This window comes from Rhodococcus pseudokoreensis (assembly GCF_017068395.1).
Classification (GTDB): domain Bacteria; phylum Actinomycetota; class Actinomycetes; order Mycobacteriales; family Mycobacteriaceae; genus Rhodococcus_F; species Rhodococcus_F pseudokoreensis.
Genome location: NZ_CP070619.1, coordinates 8,228,789 through 8,244,121 on the forward strand (window position 1 = coordinate 8,228,789; position 15,333 = coordinate 8,244,121).

Sequence of the window (15,333 nt, forward strand, 5' to 3'; positions counted from 1 at the left end):
AAGATGCAGTTGCACTGCATGTTTCCGATCGGGACGAATTAATGTCCGAGTGGATCGAACTGTCCCACGTCAGGCCCTGTTTCTCGCCGTGGATGGCGGAGGCGGTGAACGCCCGACGCCGACAACCGGGGCTAGTCTCTCGATGTCCGGATGCCGGCCACCGTCACTCTGTCGCGTGCCAGGCATCCCTCTGGGACCGAAATAGGGAAGGGACGACATGACAGCGGCGAATACGGCCGTCAGTGCGGCCGAATCCGTGACAGCCGCAGACCGCCACCCATTCGTCGCTCGGGTGCGGGAGTACGCCGATCGAGTGCTGCGCCCCGAAGCCCTGTCGACCGACCGCGACGGAGTCGCCGCAGGACGGATCGGCGAACTCGCTGCGCTGGGGCTCCTGAACCATCAGGCGCCACGGGAATACGGTGGCCTCGCCATAGACCGCGACACCGATCGCCGCCTGCACGAGATCATCGCCGGCGCGTGCTTCAACACGTGGCTCGTCTGGGCGCAGCACGCGCCGATGGCCGGGCGAATCGTCGAATCCAGGAAACCGGGCGAACCGGTTTCGGAACTTGCCGAGCGAATTCTGCGTGGCGAACTCCTGCTCGGTGCCGGCGTCAGCGACGTCCGGAGGTTCCCCGGCCATTACATCGCGGCCGAAAGGACGAGCGGTGGCTGGATCTTCACCGGCGCCATCTCCTGGGTCAGCGGGTGGGGGCTCAACAACGCGCTGACTGTCGCCGCGGTGGAACGGCAGACCGAGACCGTGGTCACCGCGCTCGTGCCGGTGAGCGACCGCACACGCAGCACCGGCCCGCTCTCACTCGGCGCCGTCGCCGGCAGCCGGACCGCGCGGGTCGAACTCGACGGCGTGTTCGTACCCGACGAGCACGTGCTCTCCGCTCAATCGCTGGAGAAGACTCGGTTCAACGACATCGGCACGGCGAGCGATGCACGCGGTCACCACTTCGGACTTGCAGAAACGGTCCTCCAGGAATTGGAGCAGTCAGGACAGCCGCTCGCCCAGGACGTGGCGGCAACGTGGCGGCCACGCATCGCGCGGATCAGGAGCACGGCGTACGAGCTGTCCGATGAGGCCACCGCCGCGGGAGGCGGTCCGCACCGGATCGACGAACGCCTCGCGACGAAGGTCGCCAGTGGCGAGGCGTTGTCCACGATCACCCGTGCACTGCTGATAGCGCGGGCCGGCCGGGGCCTGAGTGGCGACGACACGGCGCAGCTTCATGCACGGTCGGCGCTCTTCGTCCTGGTCCAAGGGCAAACCACCGATGTTCGCCGGGCGCAGCTCGCCGAACTCGCCCGCTGATCACCACCACCGAACAGGAATCATCATCCCATGAGTCTCGAATTCCTCTGGTACATCCCGAATCAGGTGACGCCGGGACACCGCGGCGAGCCCGTCACGGTCGACCACAACAGCCTCGACACCCTCACCGCCCAGGCGAATGCCCTCGAGGAACACGGCTGGAAGGGCGCATTGATCGGCACCGGTTGGGGTCGCCCGGACACCCTCACCGTCGCGACGGCCCTCGCCGCCCGGACAACGACGTTCGAGCCCCTCGTCGCCGTTCGGCCCGGATACTGGTCTCCGGCTCACTTCGCCTCCGCTGCAGCGAGTCTCGACCACCTGTCCGGTGGCCGCGTTCGGGTCAACATCGTGTCCGGGAAGGACAACCTGGGAGCGTACGGCGAACGCGAGAGCGACCAGGCCGCTCGCTACGCGCGCACCAAGGAGTTCCTGCAACTCGTCCGCAAGCTGTGGACGGAGGAGAACGTCACCTACCGGGGCGAGCACTTCCAGGTCACCGACTCCACGGTGGTGCCCCGAATCGCGCCACGCGGAGACCGGCTCCACCCGAAGCTCTACTTCGGTGGGGCCTCCGACGCCGCCGAGCGGGTAGCAGCAGCCGAAGCCGACGTCCAACTCTTCTGGGGCGAACCCCTCGAAGGGGTGCGGGAACGGATCGAGCGCCTGCGGGCACTGAGCGAGGAACTCGGCCGAGAGCATGCACCGCTCGAGTTCGGTCTGCGGATCACCACCTTCGTCCGGGACACGACCGAGCAGGCCTGGGCCGAAGCGGAGGCGAGGGTCGCGGAGATGGCGAAAAACCAGGGTGCACCTGCGCAGAACCCGCATCGCCAGACGGCCGTGGGACAGCAGCGACTCCTCGACCTCGCTACCCGCGGCGAGGTGCTCGACGACAATCTGTACACAGCACCCGGCAAGGTCGGTGGCGGCGGCGCCGGCACCACCTGGCTCGTCGGCTCCCCGGAAGACGTCGCGAAGTCGCTGCGCAAGTATCAGGACCTCGGCATCACCCATTTCGTGCTGTCGGACACCCCGTATCTACGGGAGATCGAGCGTCAGGGCAATCAGCTGTTGCCGCTACTGGGGGAGTGAGCGCGGACGCGCTACCAGGATGTTCACAGTAGTCCGCCCGGGCCGATGCTGCGGTTGTCGCAGAATCGGCCCGGGCGGGCTTTCAGTTGTCGTCTGCCGAAATCTGCTCGTTCACAGCTTGAGTCCGGTGCCGTGCACGCCGTGTTCCTCGATGAGCGCGAGTTCGTCGTCGGTGAGCGCCGGAAAGTTCAGGGCCGCGATATTGTGGTCGAGTTGCTCGGTCGAACTCGCACCGATCAGCGCCGACGTGACCTCCGGGCGGCGCAGTACCCACTGCAACGCGAGCTGGGCGAGTGACTGCCCGCGGGCCTCGGCGATCTTGTTGAGCTCGGCGGTGCGCTGCCGGTACGTCTCGTCGATCACATCCGGCGACAGGAATGAGCTGTTCTGCGCCCGTGCGTGTTCGGGAATCGTCTCCAGGTACTTGTCGGTCAGGAGACCCTGCGCCAGCGGTGAGTACACGATGAGCCCGAATCCGTCCTGGTGGGCGGTGTCCAGCAGGCCGTTCTGTTCGGGGCGCCGGTCGTAGATCGAGTAACGCGCCTGGTGGATGAGTAGCGGGACGCCGGCCTGGCGCAGCAGTTCGGCGGCTTCGTGGGTGCGGTCGGGCAGGTAGTTGGAGATGCCGACGTAGAGCGCCTTGCCCTGCTCCACCGCGCTGACCAGTGCACCGACCGATTCTTCCAGCGGCGTGCTGAGGTCGGGGCTGTGGTGGTAGAAGATGTCGACGTAGTCGGTGCCGAGGTCGCGCAGACTGTGGTCGAGCGAGGTGAGGATCGACTTGCGCGAGCCGCCCTTGAGATACGGGCTCGGACCGATCGGGTTGCCTGCCTTGGTCGACAGGATGAGTTCGTCCCGGTAGGGCGCAAGGTCCTTGGCGAGTACCCTGCCGAAGTTCTGCTGGGCCGCGCGGTGCGGTGGGCCGTAGCGGTCGGCGTTGTCGAAGTGGGTGATCCCCAGGTCGAATGCGTGGAGGATGATCTCCCGCTGGGTCGCAAAGGCATAGTCGCTACCGAACTTCTGCCACAGCCCGAACGAGAAGGCGGGCAGATCGAGACCGGAGTTTCCGGTGCGACGGTAGGGGACCTTCTGGTAGCGGTCCTCGGCGGCGGCGTAGGTGAGATCGAAGGGGTTGGCGGTCATCGGTGTCGTCTTTTCCGTTCTGATCGGTTTCTTGTTGTCGGTCGGTGGTCAGAAGAGGCCGGTGGTCGGTGGTTCCTCGCCGGTCAGGTGGTATGCCCCCGCGATCGCCTGCTTCCACTGCCGCGGGTTGTGATTGGCGGCGGTGCGCGCGTTGCGCCAGTGCCGGTCGAATCCGAGGTCACGATTGGTGATCGAGCCGCCGCCGACGTCGAAGAGCAGTTCCGCAGCGTCGAGCGCGGACTCGATTGCGATCGCACTCGTGTGCGCGACGTGAACCGCGGCAGCCGCACCGGCGGTGCGTGCGGTGGGCCCGGTGAGCCCCCGGACATCTTCCAGTGTCTCGGCTGCCAACAGCACGACGGCCCGCGCCGCCTGGGCGCGGCCGGCGATCTGTCCGATCGTCTGCCGCACATAGGGATCCTCGGCGCTGGTATCCGCGGAGCTGTGCTTGATCGGCCGGGCCTTCTCCCGCACGTACCCGACCGCGTCGTCGAGCGCACGCGCCGCCACACCGGCCTGTACGGCCGCCAGATAGAACTGCGCGAAGCTGCCGGGCCACGGGTTGTCCGGCTGGGCCCGATCGGGGAAGGTCACCTCGTCGTCGGATACGCGCACGTTGGTCAGGCGGGTGGTGCCACTGGCGGTGAGCCGCTGACCGACGGCGTCGAAGTCGTCGAGCCGCTCGACTCCCTCGCGGTCGACGGGCACGGTGAACCGAACCACCGTCCCGTCGTCGGCGAGTGCCTGGGTCGAGAACCAGGATGCGTAGAGCCCGCCGGTCGAGTAGTACTTCTCGCCGTCGACCACCCAGCCCGCACCGTCACGCCGGGCCGTGGCGTTGACCTGCCCGCTCGCGCCTCCGGTTCGCTCATTGCTCGTTCCGGCGAACAGGTCCCGGTTGCGCAGACGCGTCAGAATCACGTCGCGGTGCGGCAGATCGGGCCGGCTCGATACCTGCTCGGCGATGATGAAACTGCTTCGCAATGCCTGCGCCACGCTGGAGTCGGCGCGCGCCACCTCGATGACGACCTCGGCCACATCACGCAGCGAGCCACCAGCACCACCGTCCTCCCGGGCGACGCCGACCAGCGCGATCCCCGCGTCCGCGAGTGCACGGACCTCGCCGAAAGCGTAGTCGCGTGCCTTCTCCCGCGCCCCGGCGGTATCGCCCAGACGGCGCAGGACAGGGCGGACCGCGGCGCGGATACCCGCCACCGTGAGTCCGGAGACCGACGTCGCTTCGATCGACTCGTGTCCCGGGTACACAGCGGTCATGACAACGCCTCCGCGGTGTCGCGCAGTCCGAGGGACGCTCGCAGAGTCGGTCCTGTCGAGGCGGACAGCAGCGGCACCAGCGTGCGCACCGCGGCCAGGACGCCGTCGACCCCTCCGGTCGGCACCAACTCCACGGCGTCCAACCTGTCGCGGTCGATCCAGCGGGCCAGTTCGTCGGCCAGTGCACTCGCGTCGTCGGACAGCGTCACACTTGCCCGTCCGATGAGAGCGACCTCCTCGCGCTTTCGGCCGGCCTGCTCGAGGCCGGCAGTGAGAGCGAGGTCTGCCCCCGCCGACTGCCTCCGATCGACGACCACCGCGTCGGCGGACTGCGCCACCGCCGCCCAACCGAGCACGTCCGGGTCGCCGGCCACGACGACCGGGCGTCCCTGCGCGGACGAGGGTCCGTCCAGCGGTCCCGCTACTCGGTAGAACCGGCCCTCGTGGTCGATCGCTCGGATCAATTCGTCGTCGACGACCACTGCGCGTTCCTGGTCCCCGATCAGCGCGTCCCGGGGGAAGGACTCCCACAGGCGGGTCAGGATCCGGGCGTACTCCGACCAGCGTTCCGATGGAGAGTCAGCGGTATTGTCCGGCACTGTGGCAGCGCTCACCTCGTCGCCTGCGCCGGGGCGCAGGACCACACCGACGCGGCCGGCGGTGGCCCGGTCGAACGACAGAATCCGCCGGGCAACGTTGTACGGCGCGTTGTGGGTCGTCGGCACGTCCACGAGGTAGCCGATGTCGCCGAACCGGCCGGCGAGATACGCACCGGCGACGCTCGGGTCGATCGCGGGGCGACCACCGACAGTGTCCAGCAGGCGAAGCGCGGAGACGCCGGCCTCCTGCGCCGCTTCGGTGACCGTGACAGCCGCGGCGAGCGAGATCGGGTCGAAACGATCGGTCGCGGCAACTGCGCGTGCATCGCCGACGGCCAGGTCGATCAGGATCGGGGTACTCATGTGTTGCCTCTTCTGGTTCCGTGGGATCGCTCAGCGAGCGGCTTCGAGAGGTTCGCTGTCCCACACCCCGGCCGGTACGTCCGGGACGTCGAGACCGAGGTGGTCACGCAGGGTCGTCCCGTCGTATTCCGTGCGGAAGAGACCGCGCCGCTGCAGCTCGGGGATGAGGTAGTCGGCGAAATCGTCGAAGCCGGAAGGCAATACGTCGGGCATCACGTTGAACCCGTCAGCTGCGCCGTGGCGGAACCATCGCTCGATGTCGTCCGCGACCTGCTCGGGGGTGCCGACGACGATGCGGTGCCCACCACCGCCCGACAGCTTCTTCAGTAGCTGTCCCAGGGTCGGGTTTTCCCGGTCGATGATGTCCTTCACGACCCGGTAGAAGGTCTGTGACCCGCCTGCCTCGTCCGGCTCGGTGAGCAGTTCCGCAGGGATCGGCTCGTCGTCGGCAAGCCCGTCCAGCGAGAATCCGAGTTGTCCTGCGAGCCGGCCACGCGCGTAGGCGTCGGGGAGCAGGTCGTCCAGCAGTTCGCGCCGCTCGATCGCCTCGGCCTCCGTGCTACCGAGAACAGTCGACAGTCCGGGCAGGATCACGATCCCGTCCGGGTCCCGGCCGAAACGCCGGGCGCCTTCGCGCAACTCGGTCCGGAAAGCCATTGCCTTCCGAATGTCCTGCTCGGCGGAGAAGACGACCTCGCCGACGCGCGAAGCCAGCTGCTTGCCGTCGCTGGAGCCTCCCGCCTGAACGACGACCGGTCGACCCTGGGGCGAGGGGAAGTCGGTTCGGGCGGCCCACGCGGCGGCGACCTGTTCCACGAATTCCGCTGCCCGCCGGTAGCGGAGGCCGTGGTCCGGCTCGCCGGTCCGTCCGAAGTTGTGTGCGGCGATCGGCCCCGCTGTCGTGACGACGTTCCAGCCGAACCGGCCACCACTGAGGTGATCGAGGTCGCCGAGCCGTCTGGCGAGCTCGACAGGATCGTTGTAGGACGATGACAGTGTCGCAATCAGCCCGATCCGCTCGGTCTGTGCAGCAACCCTCGCCAGTACCGTGGTCGGCTCGAGGTTGTTGCCTGTCCGGTGCGTGATACTCGGGTCGAGCGAAGGTCCGTCGGCAAGAAAGACGGCGTCGAGCTTGGCGGCCTCCGCCTTCTTCGCGATCGAGGTGTAGTGGTCGATCGAGTAACTGGCCAGGCCGTCCGTCCCGGGGAACCGCCACGATCCACCGAAGACCCCGGCGTTGAGGATGTTGACGTTGATGTGAAGCCGGCCGCTCACTCGGTGGTCCCTTCATCGGTGACGGGTGTGGATCGATCCCGACCACTGTCATCGAACGGCTACGGAATGGGAATGGTTCGAATCGTGCAGATTCGCTGGACAGACTGTTAAGCGGGCACCGCACCCGCGGCTGCCGTCGTACGCAATTACACGGTTATCGTTCCATCGTTCATCTATTCTTCAGTTTCGGCGTCGGAGCGCAAGGGCGCTGGACACGAAATCTGCTGACCCAGAGTGGGTTACGCGGTCTCGATCGGAGTCGGGCCGGTGGAGCTTGGCTCATGGTGAATCTATTCGTAGGTAAAGCCAGTGTCGGAGCTTATCTTCTAAATCGAATTATTCCTCGGGAGTGACCGGCCGACCGGAAACCGACGACCACATCCCCCGCGAGAGAGAGGAAATGCCGTGAGTGGCAGAACCACGCACCGGGAGGCGCGAGCATGAACGTCTTCGGCAACATGCGCCTGACGAAGAAGTTGTCCACCTGGTCGGCCCTGCTGGTTGCAGCGCCGCTGGTGCTGGCCGGGTGCGGCAGTGGAAGCGATGACGACGGGGCGGTGACGTTCCGCTTCGCCAACTCGCCCACCGCCCTGTCGCTGGTCAGGATCGCCGACGAATTGGGATATTGGGACAACGCCGGGGTCCGTCCGGAGTACGTCGGGCCTGCCACGGCGGTGCCCGCGGTGCAGTTGCTCGATCAGGGCGCGATCGACATCGCGACGGGCATGTTCAACAACGACATCGACGGTAAGGTGAAGGGTTTCAAGTTCACGGCCATCGCCTCGAGCATGCTCGACCTGCCCGACATGCCGCACATGGCCTACTTCACCAAGGCAGGCTCGGACATCACCAAGGAGAACCTGAAGGCCATCGAGGGCAAGACGATTGGTCTTTCGGGGTCCAACAGCTGCACCGACCTGGTGATCAAGCGATACCTGCAGAACAACGGTGTGGACCTGAACAAGGTCAACTTCCTCGAGCTCAAGAATGAGCTCATTGCACCCGCGATCGAGAGAGGCGAGGTCGACCTCGGGGTCTTCCACCCGCCGCTGGTCGGTGTGCTGCAGAGCCAGCCGGACAAGTTCACCCAGGCCTTCACGTCTTTCGAAGACTGGGGGCCGCTGGGTGGCCAGGCACCGTATGTCGCAAGCAATGCGTGGCTGCAGAAGTACCCGGACGCGGCGCGTGCGTTCGTGGGCGTGATCGCGAAGACGGCAAACTGGGCCAACGCCCATCCGAAGGAGTCCGCGGAGATCGCCGGCAAGACCACGGGATATCCCGTGGAGCAGACCACCAACTGGCATTACGCACCCAACGCGCTGCTCGACAAGGCGAGCCTGCAGCTGTGGTGGGATCTCGTGGAACAGGTGGGCGAACCGCTGCCGGGCTCGGAGAATCTGAAGCCCGAAGACGTTGCGACCAACGCCTTCAACCCCTACGCGAAGTCGGCTGACCTTCTGGAATCCCAGGAAGACAACACCGCGATCGTGACCGACGAGCAGAACGACGGGATCTTCAAGACGCCCCTCGTCGACATCGAGGGCCTCGAGAAGTGAACCGGCGCCATCCGCACCCGACAGGAAGTCACACGACATGACTCAACAAGTGCTAGCTGAACGATTCGAGCAGGACGCGGGGCCGATTGCACCCCGTGCCCACGGTACGGACTGGAAGATCGAGGCGAAGCGCGTCGCCAAGATCTATCCGAAACCGGGATCGAGGTCGGCCAAGGACGCCACCTCGGTCCTCGACGGATTCGACTTGCAGATCAAGAGCGGCGAATTTCTCTCCCTGCTCGGGCCGAGTGGCTGCGGCAAGTCGACGTTTCTGAACATCCTGGCGGGCTTGGAGGCTCACAACGGAGGCGCCGTTCTCGTCGACGGTAAGCGAGTCGAAGGCGTCAACAAGAACGTCGGCGTCGTCTTCCAGGGTTACGCCCTGTTCCCCTGGCTGACCGCGCAGAAGAACGTCGAGGTGGGTCTCAAGATCCGCGGCGTCCCGAAGGCCGAGCGCAGGGCGAGGGCAGCCAAAGTGCTGAAGACGGTGGGCCTGGAAGCCGCCGCCAACCGGCTTCCTCACCAGCTCTCCGGTGGAATGCGTCAGCGGGTCGCGATCGCGCGCGTTCTCGCATACGAACCCGACATCCTGGTGTTCGACGAGCCGTTCGCCGCCCTGGATGCGCAGACGCGTGAGTTCCTGCAGGGCGAGTTGCTGCGTATCTGGGAATCCGGTGACACGAAGAAGACGATCCTCTTCGTCACCCACTCGATCGACGAGGCCATTTTCCTGTCGGATCGGATCGCGGTCATGACCCGTGCACCCGGCCGGGTGAAGACGCTGATCGACGTCGAGCTTCCGCGGCCCCGGGACAGCGACTCCCGGAACTCGGAGGAGTTCGCGCATATCCGGTCGCGCGTCGCGCGCGTCCTCGAGGAGGAGGTGCACATTGGCAACGACAATCACTGAGGAGACACGCGGCGAGGAACAGCTGCTGGACGAGGATCTCACTCCGCCCAAGGCGCCCAACCCGTGGCTCGTGAAATACGACCGACCGATCTATGGAATTTTCGGTCTTGCAGCATTTTTGGTGCTCTGGTGGTGGATCGTTGATTCCGAGTACGTCAGCGCCCTGTACCTGTCGAAGCCGCTGGACGTGGCCAAAGCGTTCGTGGACGGACTTGCGGACGGCACGTTGCGCTCGGAGATCTGGCCGAGTGTCGAGCGGGCGTTGACCGGATTCGCCATTGCGCTCGTGGCGGGTATCACGCTCGGCATCGTCGTCGGATCGTTCCGGATCTTCCAGAAGCTCGCCGAACCGCTCTTGCTGTTCTTCCGGAACCTTTCGCTGCTCGCGCTCCTGCCGGTCTTCGTCGTCTTCCTCGGAATCGGTGAGGAGTCGAAGGTCGCGATTGTCGTGTGGGCATGCTTTTGGCCGATCTTCATCAACGCGGTCGGAGCGGTCGGGGGTGTGGAGCGCATCCTGCTGAATGCGGCCCGGACACTCGGGGCCGGCCGGGTGTACATTTTCAGCCGCGTCGTGCTTCCGGCTGCGATCCCGGCAATCTTCCCCGGTATCCGATTGGCTGCGGCGAACGCCTTCACGGCCCTCGTTGCCGCCGAACTCGTCGGTGGTGCTCAGGGTCTGGGCATCTATATCAACAACGCCGCGTTGCGTTATCAGACCCCGCAAATGTATGCCGGCATCCTCACCCTCGGTCTCATCGGAATCCTCGTCAACGGCGTGCTCACTGCCGCTGAATGGCGTCTGACCGCATGGCAGCGAGGTCTGACGAACAAGTGACGAACCCGCGAGTCCGTATTGGCGTCCGCCATGGTCGGTAGGTCATCGCGCTTCCCGTGCACCCAGGAACTCGACCCCGGGTTCCTGGGTGCACGCCGTTCCAAGTCGACAATTCATGAGTGGAGATCAGATGCAACGCGCAAGTCATCGTAGCCTCGTCAACGGAACGGTGGTCCTCAATCGGCGCAGCGTCCTCGCGACCGCTGCCTTCGCGCTCGCGGCCGCGACGGGGTTGGTGGGTTGCGGGTCGGACACACAGGTCAACTACGAGACCGCCGGCGACGCCGGGGACTCGATCGTCGTCTACGTCGGCACCGGAGACGACCGAGAGATCCTGGAGTATGCGGTCGAGAATCTCCTGCCGGCCTCGGCGAAAGTCGAACTGGTCGACGCATCGGACGATTCCAACGCGAAGGTGGCCGCAGGGGACGGCGATCTTTCGTTCTATCAGCACATTCCCGCGTTCGAAGCCGATCTCGGCAAGCTTTCGTACGACAATCTGAGCATCGTGTCGAAGGTGAATGTCGTTCCGTACGGGCTGTACTCGTCGAAATGGAAAGACGTGAAAGACACCGACAGCTGGGTGAACGTGGGCCTGGTGGCGGACGAGGTGACCGGACAGAGTCTTCCCCATGGCTCGCAGGTCGTGCTGCCCGCCACTCCGACCGGTTTCGCGCGTGGACTCTATCTGCTGCAGAGCGCGGGGCTGGTGAAGCTGGATCGCCCGTTCGGGGGTACCTCTGCGGTGGATCTTACGATTACCCAGGCGAACGTGCTGGACTCGCTCCGGCATCTCTCACTTCTCGGACTCGCTTATGACGACTACCTGCAGTCGCTGTACGAGAACTACGACGCAGTGGTTCTCAACCCGGATGACGCGGCATCCATCGGCCTGACACCGGCGGAAGACGCGCTCGCGATCGAACCTGGCCCCGGGAATCCCTATGCGCATGTGCTCGTCGCGCCGTCGAGATTGGCGGGCGACCAGCGAGTGCTCGAACTGGCGCGTGCGCTGGAAAGCCCTGAACTGGCACAGTTCCTGGAAACGAAATTCCGCGGCGCGAACATTCCGGTGGCGACGGGGGAGAGCAGGTGACTCCCGGTCAGGGGCCTGTCGATACTCTCGGACTCTAGAGGGCGTCATAGTCGAAGGACGCCAGCTTGGGTCCGTGGGCGCCCTCGAACCGAACCGTCACTTTCCACTTCCCGGCGGTCGGCACGATCACTCCGTCACTGATCCAGGTGAGCCCGTCGTCGTCGGGTCCGGTTCTGGTGAGTTCGATCGGCATGCGCGCGACATTTGCTTGGGCCGAGGAGAGTTCGACGTCCACGTCGGGCAGCACTGCGCCGGCGGCGAACCCCGTATCCGGGGTCGGGAACCTCACGGTCACCGTCTGGGGGCCGCGGCGAACGGTATCGATCTCGACGTCCAGGATCTCCGAGGTACCGAAGTTCAGCTCGGTGTGCACATTCGTGGTGTAGCTGTCCTTGGCGGGTGTGAGAGACGACAGCACCGACGTCGCAGCGAGGACCGCGACCGCGAGGCCCGCCTCGACGGTCACGATGTGCGAGCGCCGGGTGACCTCACCGCGGTCGCCGGCCGGGTCGGTCGTTCCGTGACGGTACCGACGGTAGGTCAGGTAGCCGGCGACCACGACGAGCCCGACCAGTACGACCTTGACGATCAGCACCTGGCCGTACGAGGTGCGAAACAGCGCCTCGATCGGACGGACCTGCAGGATCGCCAGGGTCAGACCCGTGGCGGACACGAGCACCACATGGCCTGCAGCCACCCGATGCCACCGCTCGAGCTGCGCGACACCGTCGATGGCCAGAGCCAGGATGCACACTCCGCCGAGCCACAGCGCGGCGGCGTACACGTGCGTCGCGGTGCCGATGAACGCCAGCGGCCATCTTTCGGTGGACCCCCCGTGACCGCCGAGCGTGACCGCGGCAACCGCGGACGCCGCCTGCACGTATCCGAGCGCATCCGCGGTCCGGTTCGTGCCGGGCGGAAACGCGAAGCAGGCGAGGTTCAGCACCACCGCCACCGCGATCGCGACACCCACCTGACTGCCCAGGACAGTTGCGGCAGCCGACGCCTCGACCAGCCCGCCCGACTGTTGCGCCACCTGCACGAGGAATCGACCGAGCAGCCCGACGGTCAACACCGCCGCTCCCACCCGGTAGACCGTGCGGAAACGGCCGCCACCGAGGGCGGTGGGCCAGACCCAGCGGCCGGCGATAATGAGACCCGAAGACAGGACGACACCGAGGTACACCGCCGCCTTGCTCGGGTAGCGGAGGTACTGCTCGACTCCCGTCGTCGTCGCACCGGCGTCGAGCACGTGTCCGAACTGGGTAACCGAGCCCACCGTGAATCTGCTCGACAGTGACACCACGTGCGTGTCGGCGGAGATCACCCGTGCCGTGGCGAGATACGCCCCGTCGGGGATCTCTCCGTCGACCACGAACACGATCCGGCGGCCACCGTCCTCGACCCGGTCGGTCGAGACCGAGTGGCGGTCACCGGTGCTGTCGATCAGCTGCGCCGACCCCTCGACCAGCGTGACCGGCTCACTCAACTCGAAGGCCAGTACCTCCGGCGACACGTCGACGTGCGATCCGTCGCCCGGAGTGGTCGAGACGATGGTGGCATGGGCCGACGCGGGCGGCGCCCCCCACACCGCCGCTGCCGTCGCAACAAGCGCGAGAAGCCAGGAGAGCGCAACAGCTCGCGTAATCGTGACTGCGAATCGGCGGTTGTCGTTCTGCGCGAGCACCGGCGGGCTAGGGTTTCGCGACATGACCTCGGCGCACGAGGGCGATCACCGCGATTGTCGCCCCCAGTGAGAGCACCAGGGCGACGACAGCGATCGTGCGCCACAGCCACGCTGTCGAGTCGCTGTCGGCCGCGGCCGCATGGGAACCGTCGGTCGATGCCGAATCCGGTGTGCCGCCGTGTCCGTCGCCGTGCGCGCCACCGGCAGCGAGCGTGACGACGGGAGCCGGGTGCTCGGGTTCGATGCCCGCGTTGATGGCAACCTCGTTCCAGGACACCACCGATCCGTCGCTGTAGTTCTGCTCGGTGGGTAGCGGCACCGAGTCGACATCCTCGGGCCACGGGCCCGCCGACAGAGTGAACACGCCGAATTCCGCCGCCTTCAACCCGTTCGCAGGATCCGTCGCCTGCCATCTGACTCGTGACACCCGCTCCCCGTCGCCCGACTGCTCACGTTCGACCGTCGCCGTCCATCCCGGAATCGGCAGGGTCCGAACCGAGGTCAAGTCGACGCCCTCGGGGACCGTGAGGGTCAGACCGACCGTCGACGCGTCGTCCGACTCGGTGGGAACGATGAGTCGCACCAGGCCGTATCCGCCCTTCGTCAGCTGCTCCGCGCTGTCGACGTGGACGTGCGCCGCGGCGGGTGCGGCAAAGCCCAGCAGTGCCACGCCTCCGAGCGCCGTCACGGCCGCGATGCGGCGCGCGATCGCACTCCACTGGCGACCGACGTTTGCATTTCTATTGTTCGACATACCGGATCGACTCCATTGACCGCGCGAGTGGCTTGCATATGACTGGTGTGTTTCGGGTGGGGACTGTCGGCGAGACGCCGGACTGTCCGCGCGGACAGGCACCGGAAACCGCTGAGTTCCAACGATGCTAGTGCCCGTCCCGGATGCGGCGGAGGGTTCGAATCGGCGTGATGGTTACTCGGGTCCGTACCCACAGCGGAGGCTGCGGCGGCCGGGTTAGGCGCCTGTGCGGAGCGCCCGCGAACGCAGAATCCATTGGGATAGAATGATTGTCGTGCCTTCGTCGCGGCTGCGCGCACGCCGTCGAATACGAGAGCCGCATCCTGACGGCGACTCGGGGCGCCTGTGTGGGACAGCCAGGGCTGGGCAGAGTGTGCCATGCTGAGTGCGAAGTCTGACGAAGTCACGGGGGTGACATGACTGTTCACATCTTGGTGCGGTCCTCAGGGAAGCGTGGGTGGATGCTGCGGTGCGATCTGTGTGAGCACCGATTCGACGCTGCCGTCGCCGGTCGGCCGGAGGCGGTCGCCTTCGCCCGCACCAACGGGTGGATCGTCGGTGAGGCAACGTGGTGCCCGATGTGCGCGGCCACCCACACGACCCGCCGGACCGCTTGAACCAGTCGTACGACAAGGTGCGATGGCACGCGGACGTCACCGCTGCGGTCAACCCGCCCTTCGCGTCGATTCTGCGTGCGGAGGTGTTGCCCCCGTACGGCGGCGACACCCAGTGGTCCAACGGCGTCGCCGCGTACTACGGTCTGTCGGCGCCGATCCAGCGACTCGCCGACGAACTGCGTGCGTTGCACCGATTCGCGCCCGACGCCGGTTCGACGCCCACCGAGGACTACCTCCGCCGTATCGAGCGTCGCCCGTTGGTGAGCGAACACCCGGTGGTGCGGGTGCACCCCGGGACAGGGGAGAAGGCCCTCTACGTCAACCCGGGCTTCACTCAGAAGATCGCCGGTGTGTCGGCCCACGCGAGCCGTCGCCTTCTCGGCTTGTTCTACGAGGAGCTGGCCCGCCCCGAGTACACGGTGCGGTTCAAGTGGGAGCCGGAGTCGATCGCGTTCTGGGACAACCGTTCGTCGGTCCATCTCGCGCCGAGCGACCTCGTGACCGACGACGACCGTCGACTGTTCCGCATCACCCTCGAAGGTGACGTGCCCGTCGGACCGGACGGACGCACGTCCGAGGCACTCGAGGGCGAACCCTTCGAGGCGCAGTAATTCGGCCGCGGAATCCCGACTCGAGATGTTCGGCTCGAGCTGATTCCAACTGTTCCGGAACCGGGTGAGTTCTGCTGCGATCGACTGTCGCCGCAGTTGGCAGACACGCCGGTCCTCTTTCCTGCGGATGGATAGGTGATCGGTAAGACTGGGTACTCGGTCGTCGCCGGTATCCGGGCGGTATCGTCGC

Annotated in this window: 14 protein-coding genes; 8 read left to right on the plus strand and 6 right to left on the minus strand. The window is 66.2% G+C overall.

Going from position 1 to position 15,333, the window contains the following annotated elements:
* Positions 1 to 217 precede the first annotated feature (217 nt).
* Positions 218 to 1,327 carry an acyl-CoA dehydrogenase family protein gene (locus JWS13_RS42905; protein ID WP_206011152.1) on the plus strand — a complete coding sequence of 370 codons (1,110 nt, stop codon included), beginning with the start codon at positions 218 to 220 and terminating at the stop codon, positions 1,325 to 1,327.
* Positions 1,328 to 1,357: 30 nt separating this feature from the next.
* Positions 1,358 to 2,422 (plus strand): LLM class flavin-dependent oxidoreductase, encoded by a 1,065-nt coding sequence (locus tag JWS13_RS42910; protein ID WP_206011154.1) that lies wholly within the window; start codon positions 1,358 to 1,360, stop codon positions 2,420 to 2,422.
* Between the two features lie 111 nt (positions 2,423 to 2,533).
* Here the strand turns inward: JWS13_RS42910 and JWS13_RS42915 are convergent, their stop codons facing one another.
* The 4 genes from JWS13_RS42915 to JWS13_RS42930 are packed head-to-tail and all read right to left on the minus strand — an operon-like array spanning position 2,534 to position 7,077.
* A complete protein-coding gene (locus tag JWS13_RS42915) occupies positions 2,534 to 3,565 on the minus strand; it encodes an aldo/keto reductase (RefSeq protein WP_206011155.1) in 1,032 nt (343 codons plus the stop codon).
* A 48-nt stretch (positions 3,566 to 3,613) separates the two neighbouring features.
* Positions 3,614 to 4,840, minus strand: coding sequence for an acyl-CoA dehydrogenase family protein (locus JWS13_RS42920; protein ID WP_206011156.1), 1,227 nt, complete (start codon positions 4,838 to 4,840; stop codon positions 3,614 to 3,616).
* Positions 4,837 to 5,802, minus strand: a complete 966-nt coding sequence (locus JWS13_RS42925) for an LLM class flavin-dependent oxidoreductase (protein WP_206011157.1) — start codon at positions 5,800 to 5,802, stop codon at positions 4,837 to 4,839. The genes JWS13_RS42920 and JWS13_RS42925 overlap by 4 nt, the downstream gene beginning before the upstream one ends.
* Before the next feature lie 30 nt (positions 5,803 to 5,832).
* Positions 5,833 to 7,077, minus strand: a complete 1,245-nt coding sequence (locus JWS13_RS42930; RefSeq protein ID WP_206011158.1) for an LLM class flavin-dependent oxidoreductase — start codon at positions 7,075 to 7,077, stop codon at positions 5,833 to 5,835.
* A 440-nt stretch (positions 7,078 to 7,517) separates the two neighbouring features.
* Here JWS13_RS42930 and JWS13_RS42935 point away from each other — a divergent pair, with 440 nt between their 5' ends.
* The 4 genes from JWS13_RS42935 (at position 7,518) to JWS13_RS42950 (ending at position 11,474) form a co-directional block, all read left to right on the plus strand.
* Positions 7,518 to 8,633, plus strand: coding sequence for an ABC transporter substrate-binding protein (locus tag JWS13_RS42935; protein ID WP_225928065.1), 1,116 nt, complete (start codon positions 7,518 to 7,520; stop codon positions 8,631 to 8,633).
* A gap of 37 nt (positions 8,634 to 8,670) precedes the next feature.
* The gene (locus tag JWS13_RS42940) at positions 8,671 to 9,543 is read left to right on the plus strand and encodes an ABC transporter ATP-binding protein (RefSeq protein ID WP_206011159.1); all 873 of its coding nucleotides are present in this window, start codon (positions 8,671 to 8,673) and stop codon (positions 9,541 to 9,543) included.
* Positions 9,524 to 10,378 (plus strand): ABC transporter permease, encoded by an 855-nt coding sequence (locus JWS13_RS42945; RefSeq protein ID WP_241032527.1) that lies wholly within the window; start codon positions 9,524 to 9,526, stop codon positions 10,376 to 10,378. The genes JWS13_RS42940 and JWS13_RS42945 overlap by 20 nt, the downstream gene beginning before the upstream one ends.
* Positions 10,379 to 10,508: 130 nt before the next feature.
* The gene (locus tag JWS13_RS42950; RefSeq protein ID WP_206011160.1) at positions 10,509 to 11,474 is read left to right on the plus strand and encodes a MetQ/NlpA family ABC transporter substrate-binding protein; all 966 of its coding nucleotides are present in this window, start codon (positions 10,509 to 10,511) and stop codon (positions 11,472 to 11,474) included.
* Positions 11,475 to 11,508: 34 nt separating this feature from the next.
* Here JWS13_RS42950 and JWS13_RS42955 read toward each other — a convergent pair whose 3' ends face one another.
* Positions 11,509 to 13,185 (minus strand): copper resistance CopC/CopD family protein, encoded by a 1,677-nt coding sequence (locus JWS13_RS42955; protein ID WP_206011161.1) that lies wholly within the window; start codon positions 13,183 to 13,185, stop codon positions 11,509 to 11,511.
* Entirely contained in the window at positions 13,169 to 13,915 is a 747-nt protein-coding gene (locus tag JWS13_RS42960) for a YcnI family copper-binding membrane protein (protein WP_206011162.1), read from the minus strand. Before JWS13_RS42960 ends, JWS13_RS42955 begins: the two co-directional genes overlap by 17 nt.
* 416 nt (positions 13,916 to 14,331) lie before the next feature.
* Here JWS13_RS42960 and JWS13_RS42965 point away from each other — a divergent pair, with 416 nt between their 5' ends.
* Both JWS13_RS42965 and JWS13_RS42970 read left to right on the plus strand, forming a co-directional pair.
* Positions 14,332 to 14,532 (plus strand): hypothetical protein, encoded by a 201-nt coding sequence (locus tag JWS13_RS42965; RefSeq protein WP_206011974.1) that lies wholly within the window; start codon positions 14,332 to 14,334, stop codon positions 14,530 to 14,532.
* The gene (locus JWS13_RS42970; RefSeq protein WP_225928068.1) at positions 14,529 to 15,143 is read left to right on the plus strand and encodes a TauD/TfdA dioxygenase family protein; all 615 of its coding nucleotides are present in this window, start codon (positions 14,529 to 14,531) and stop codon (positions 15,141 to 15,143) included. Before JWS13_RS42965 ends, JWS13_RS42970 begins: the two co-directional genes overlap by 4 nt.
* Positions 15,144 to 15,333: the final 190 nt, after the last annotated feature.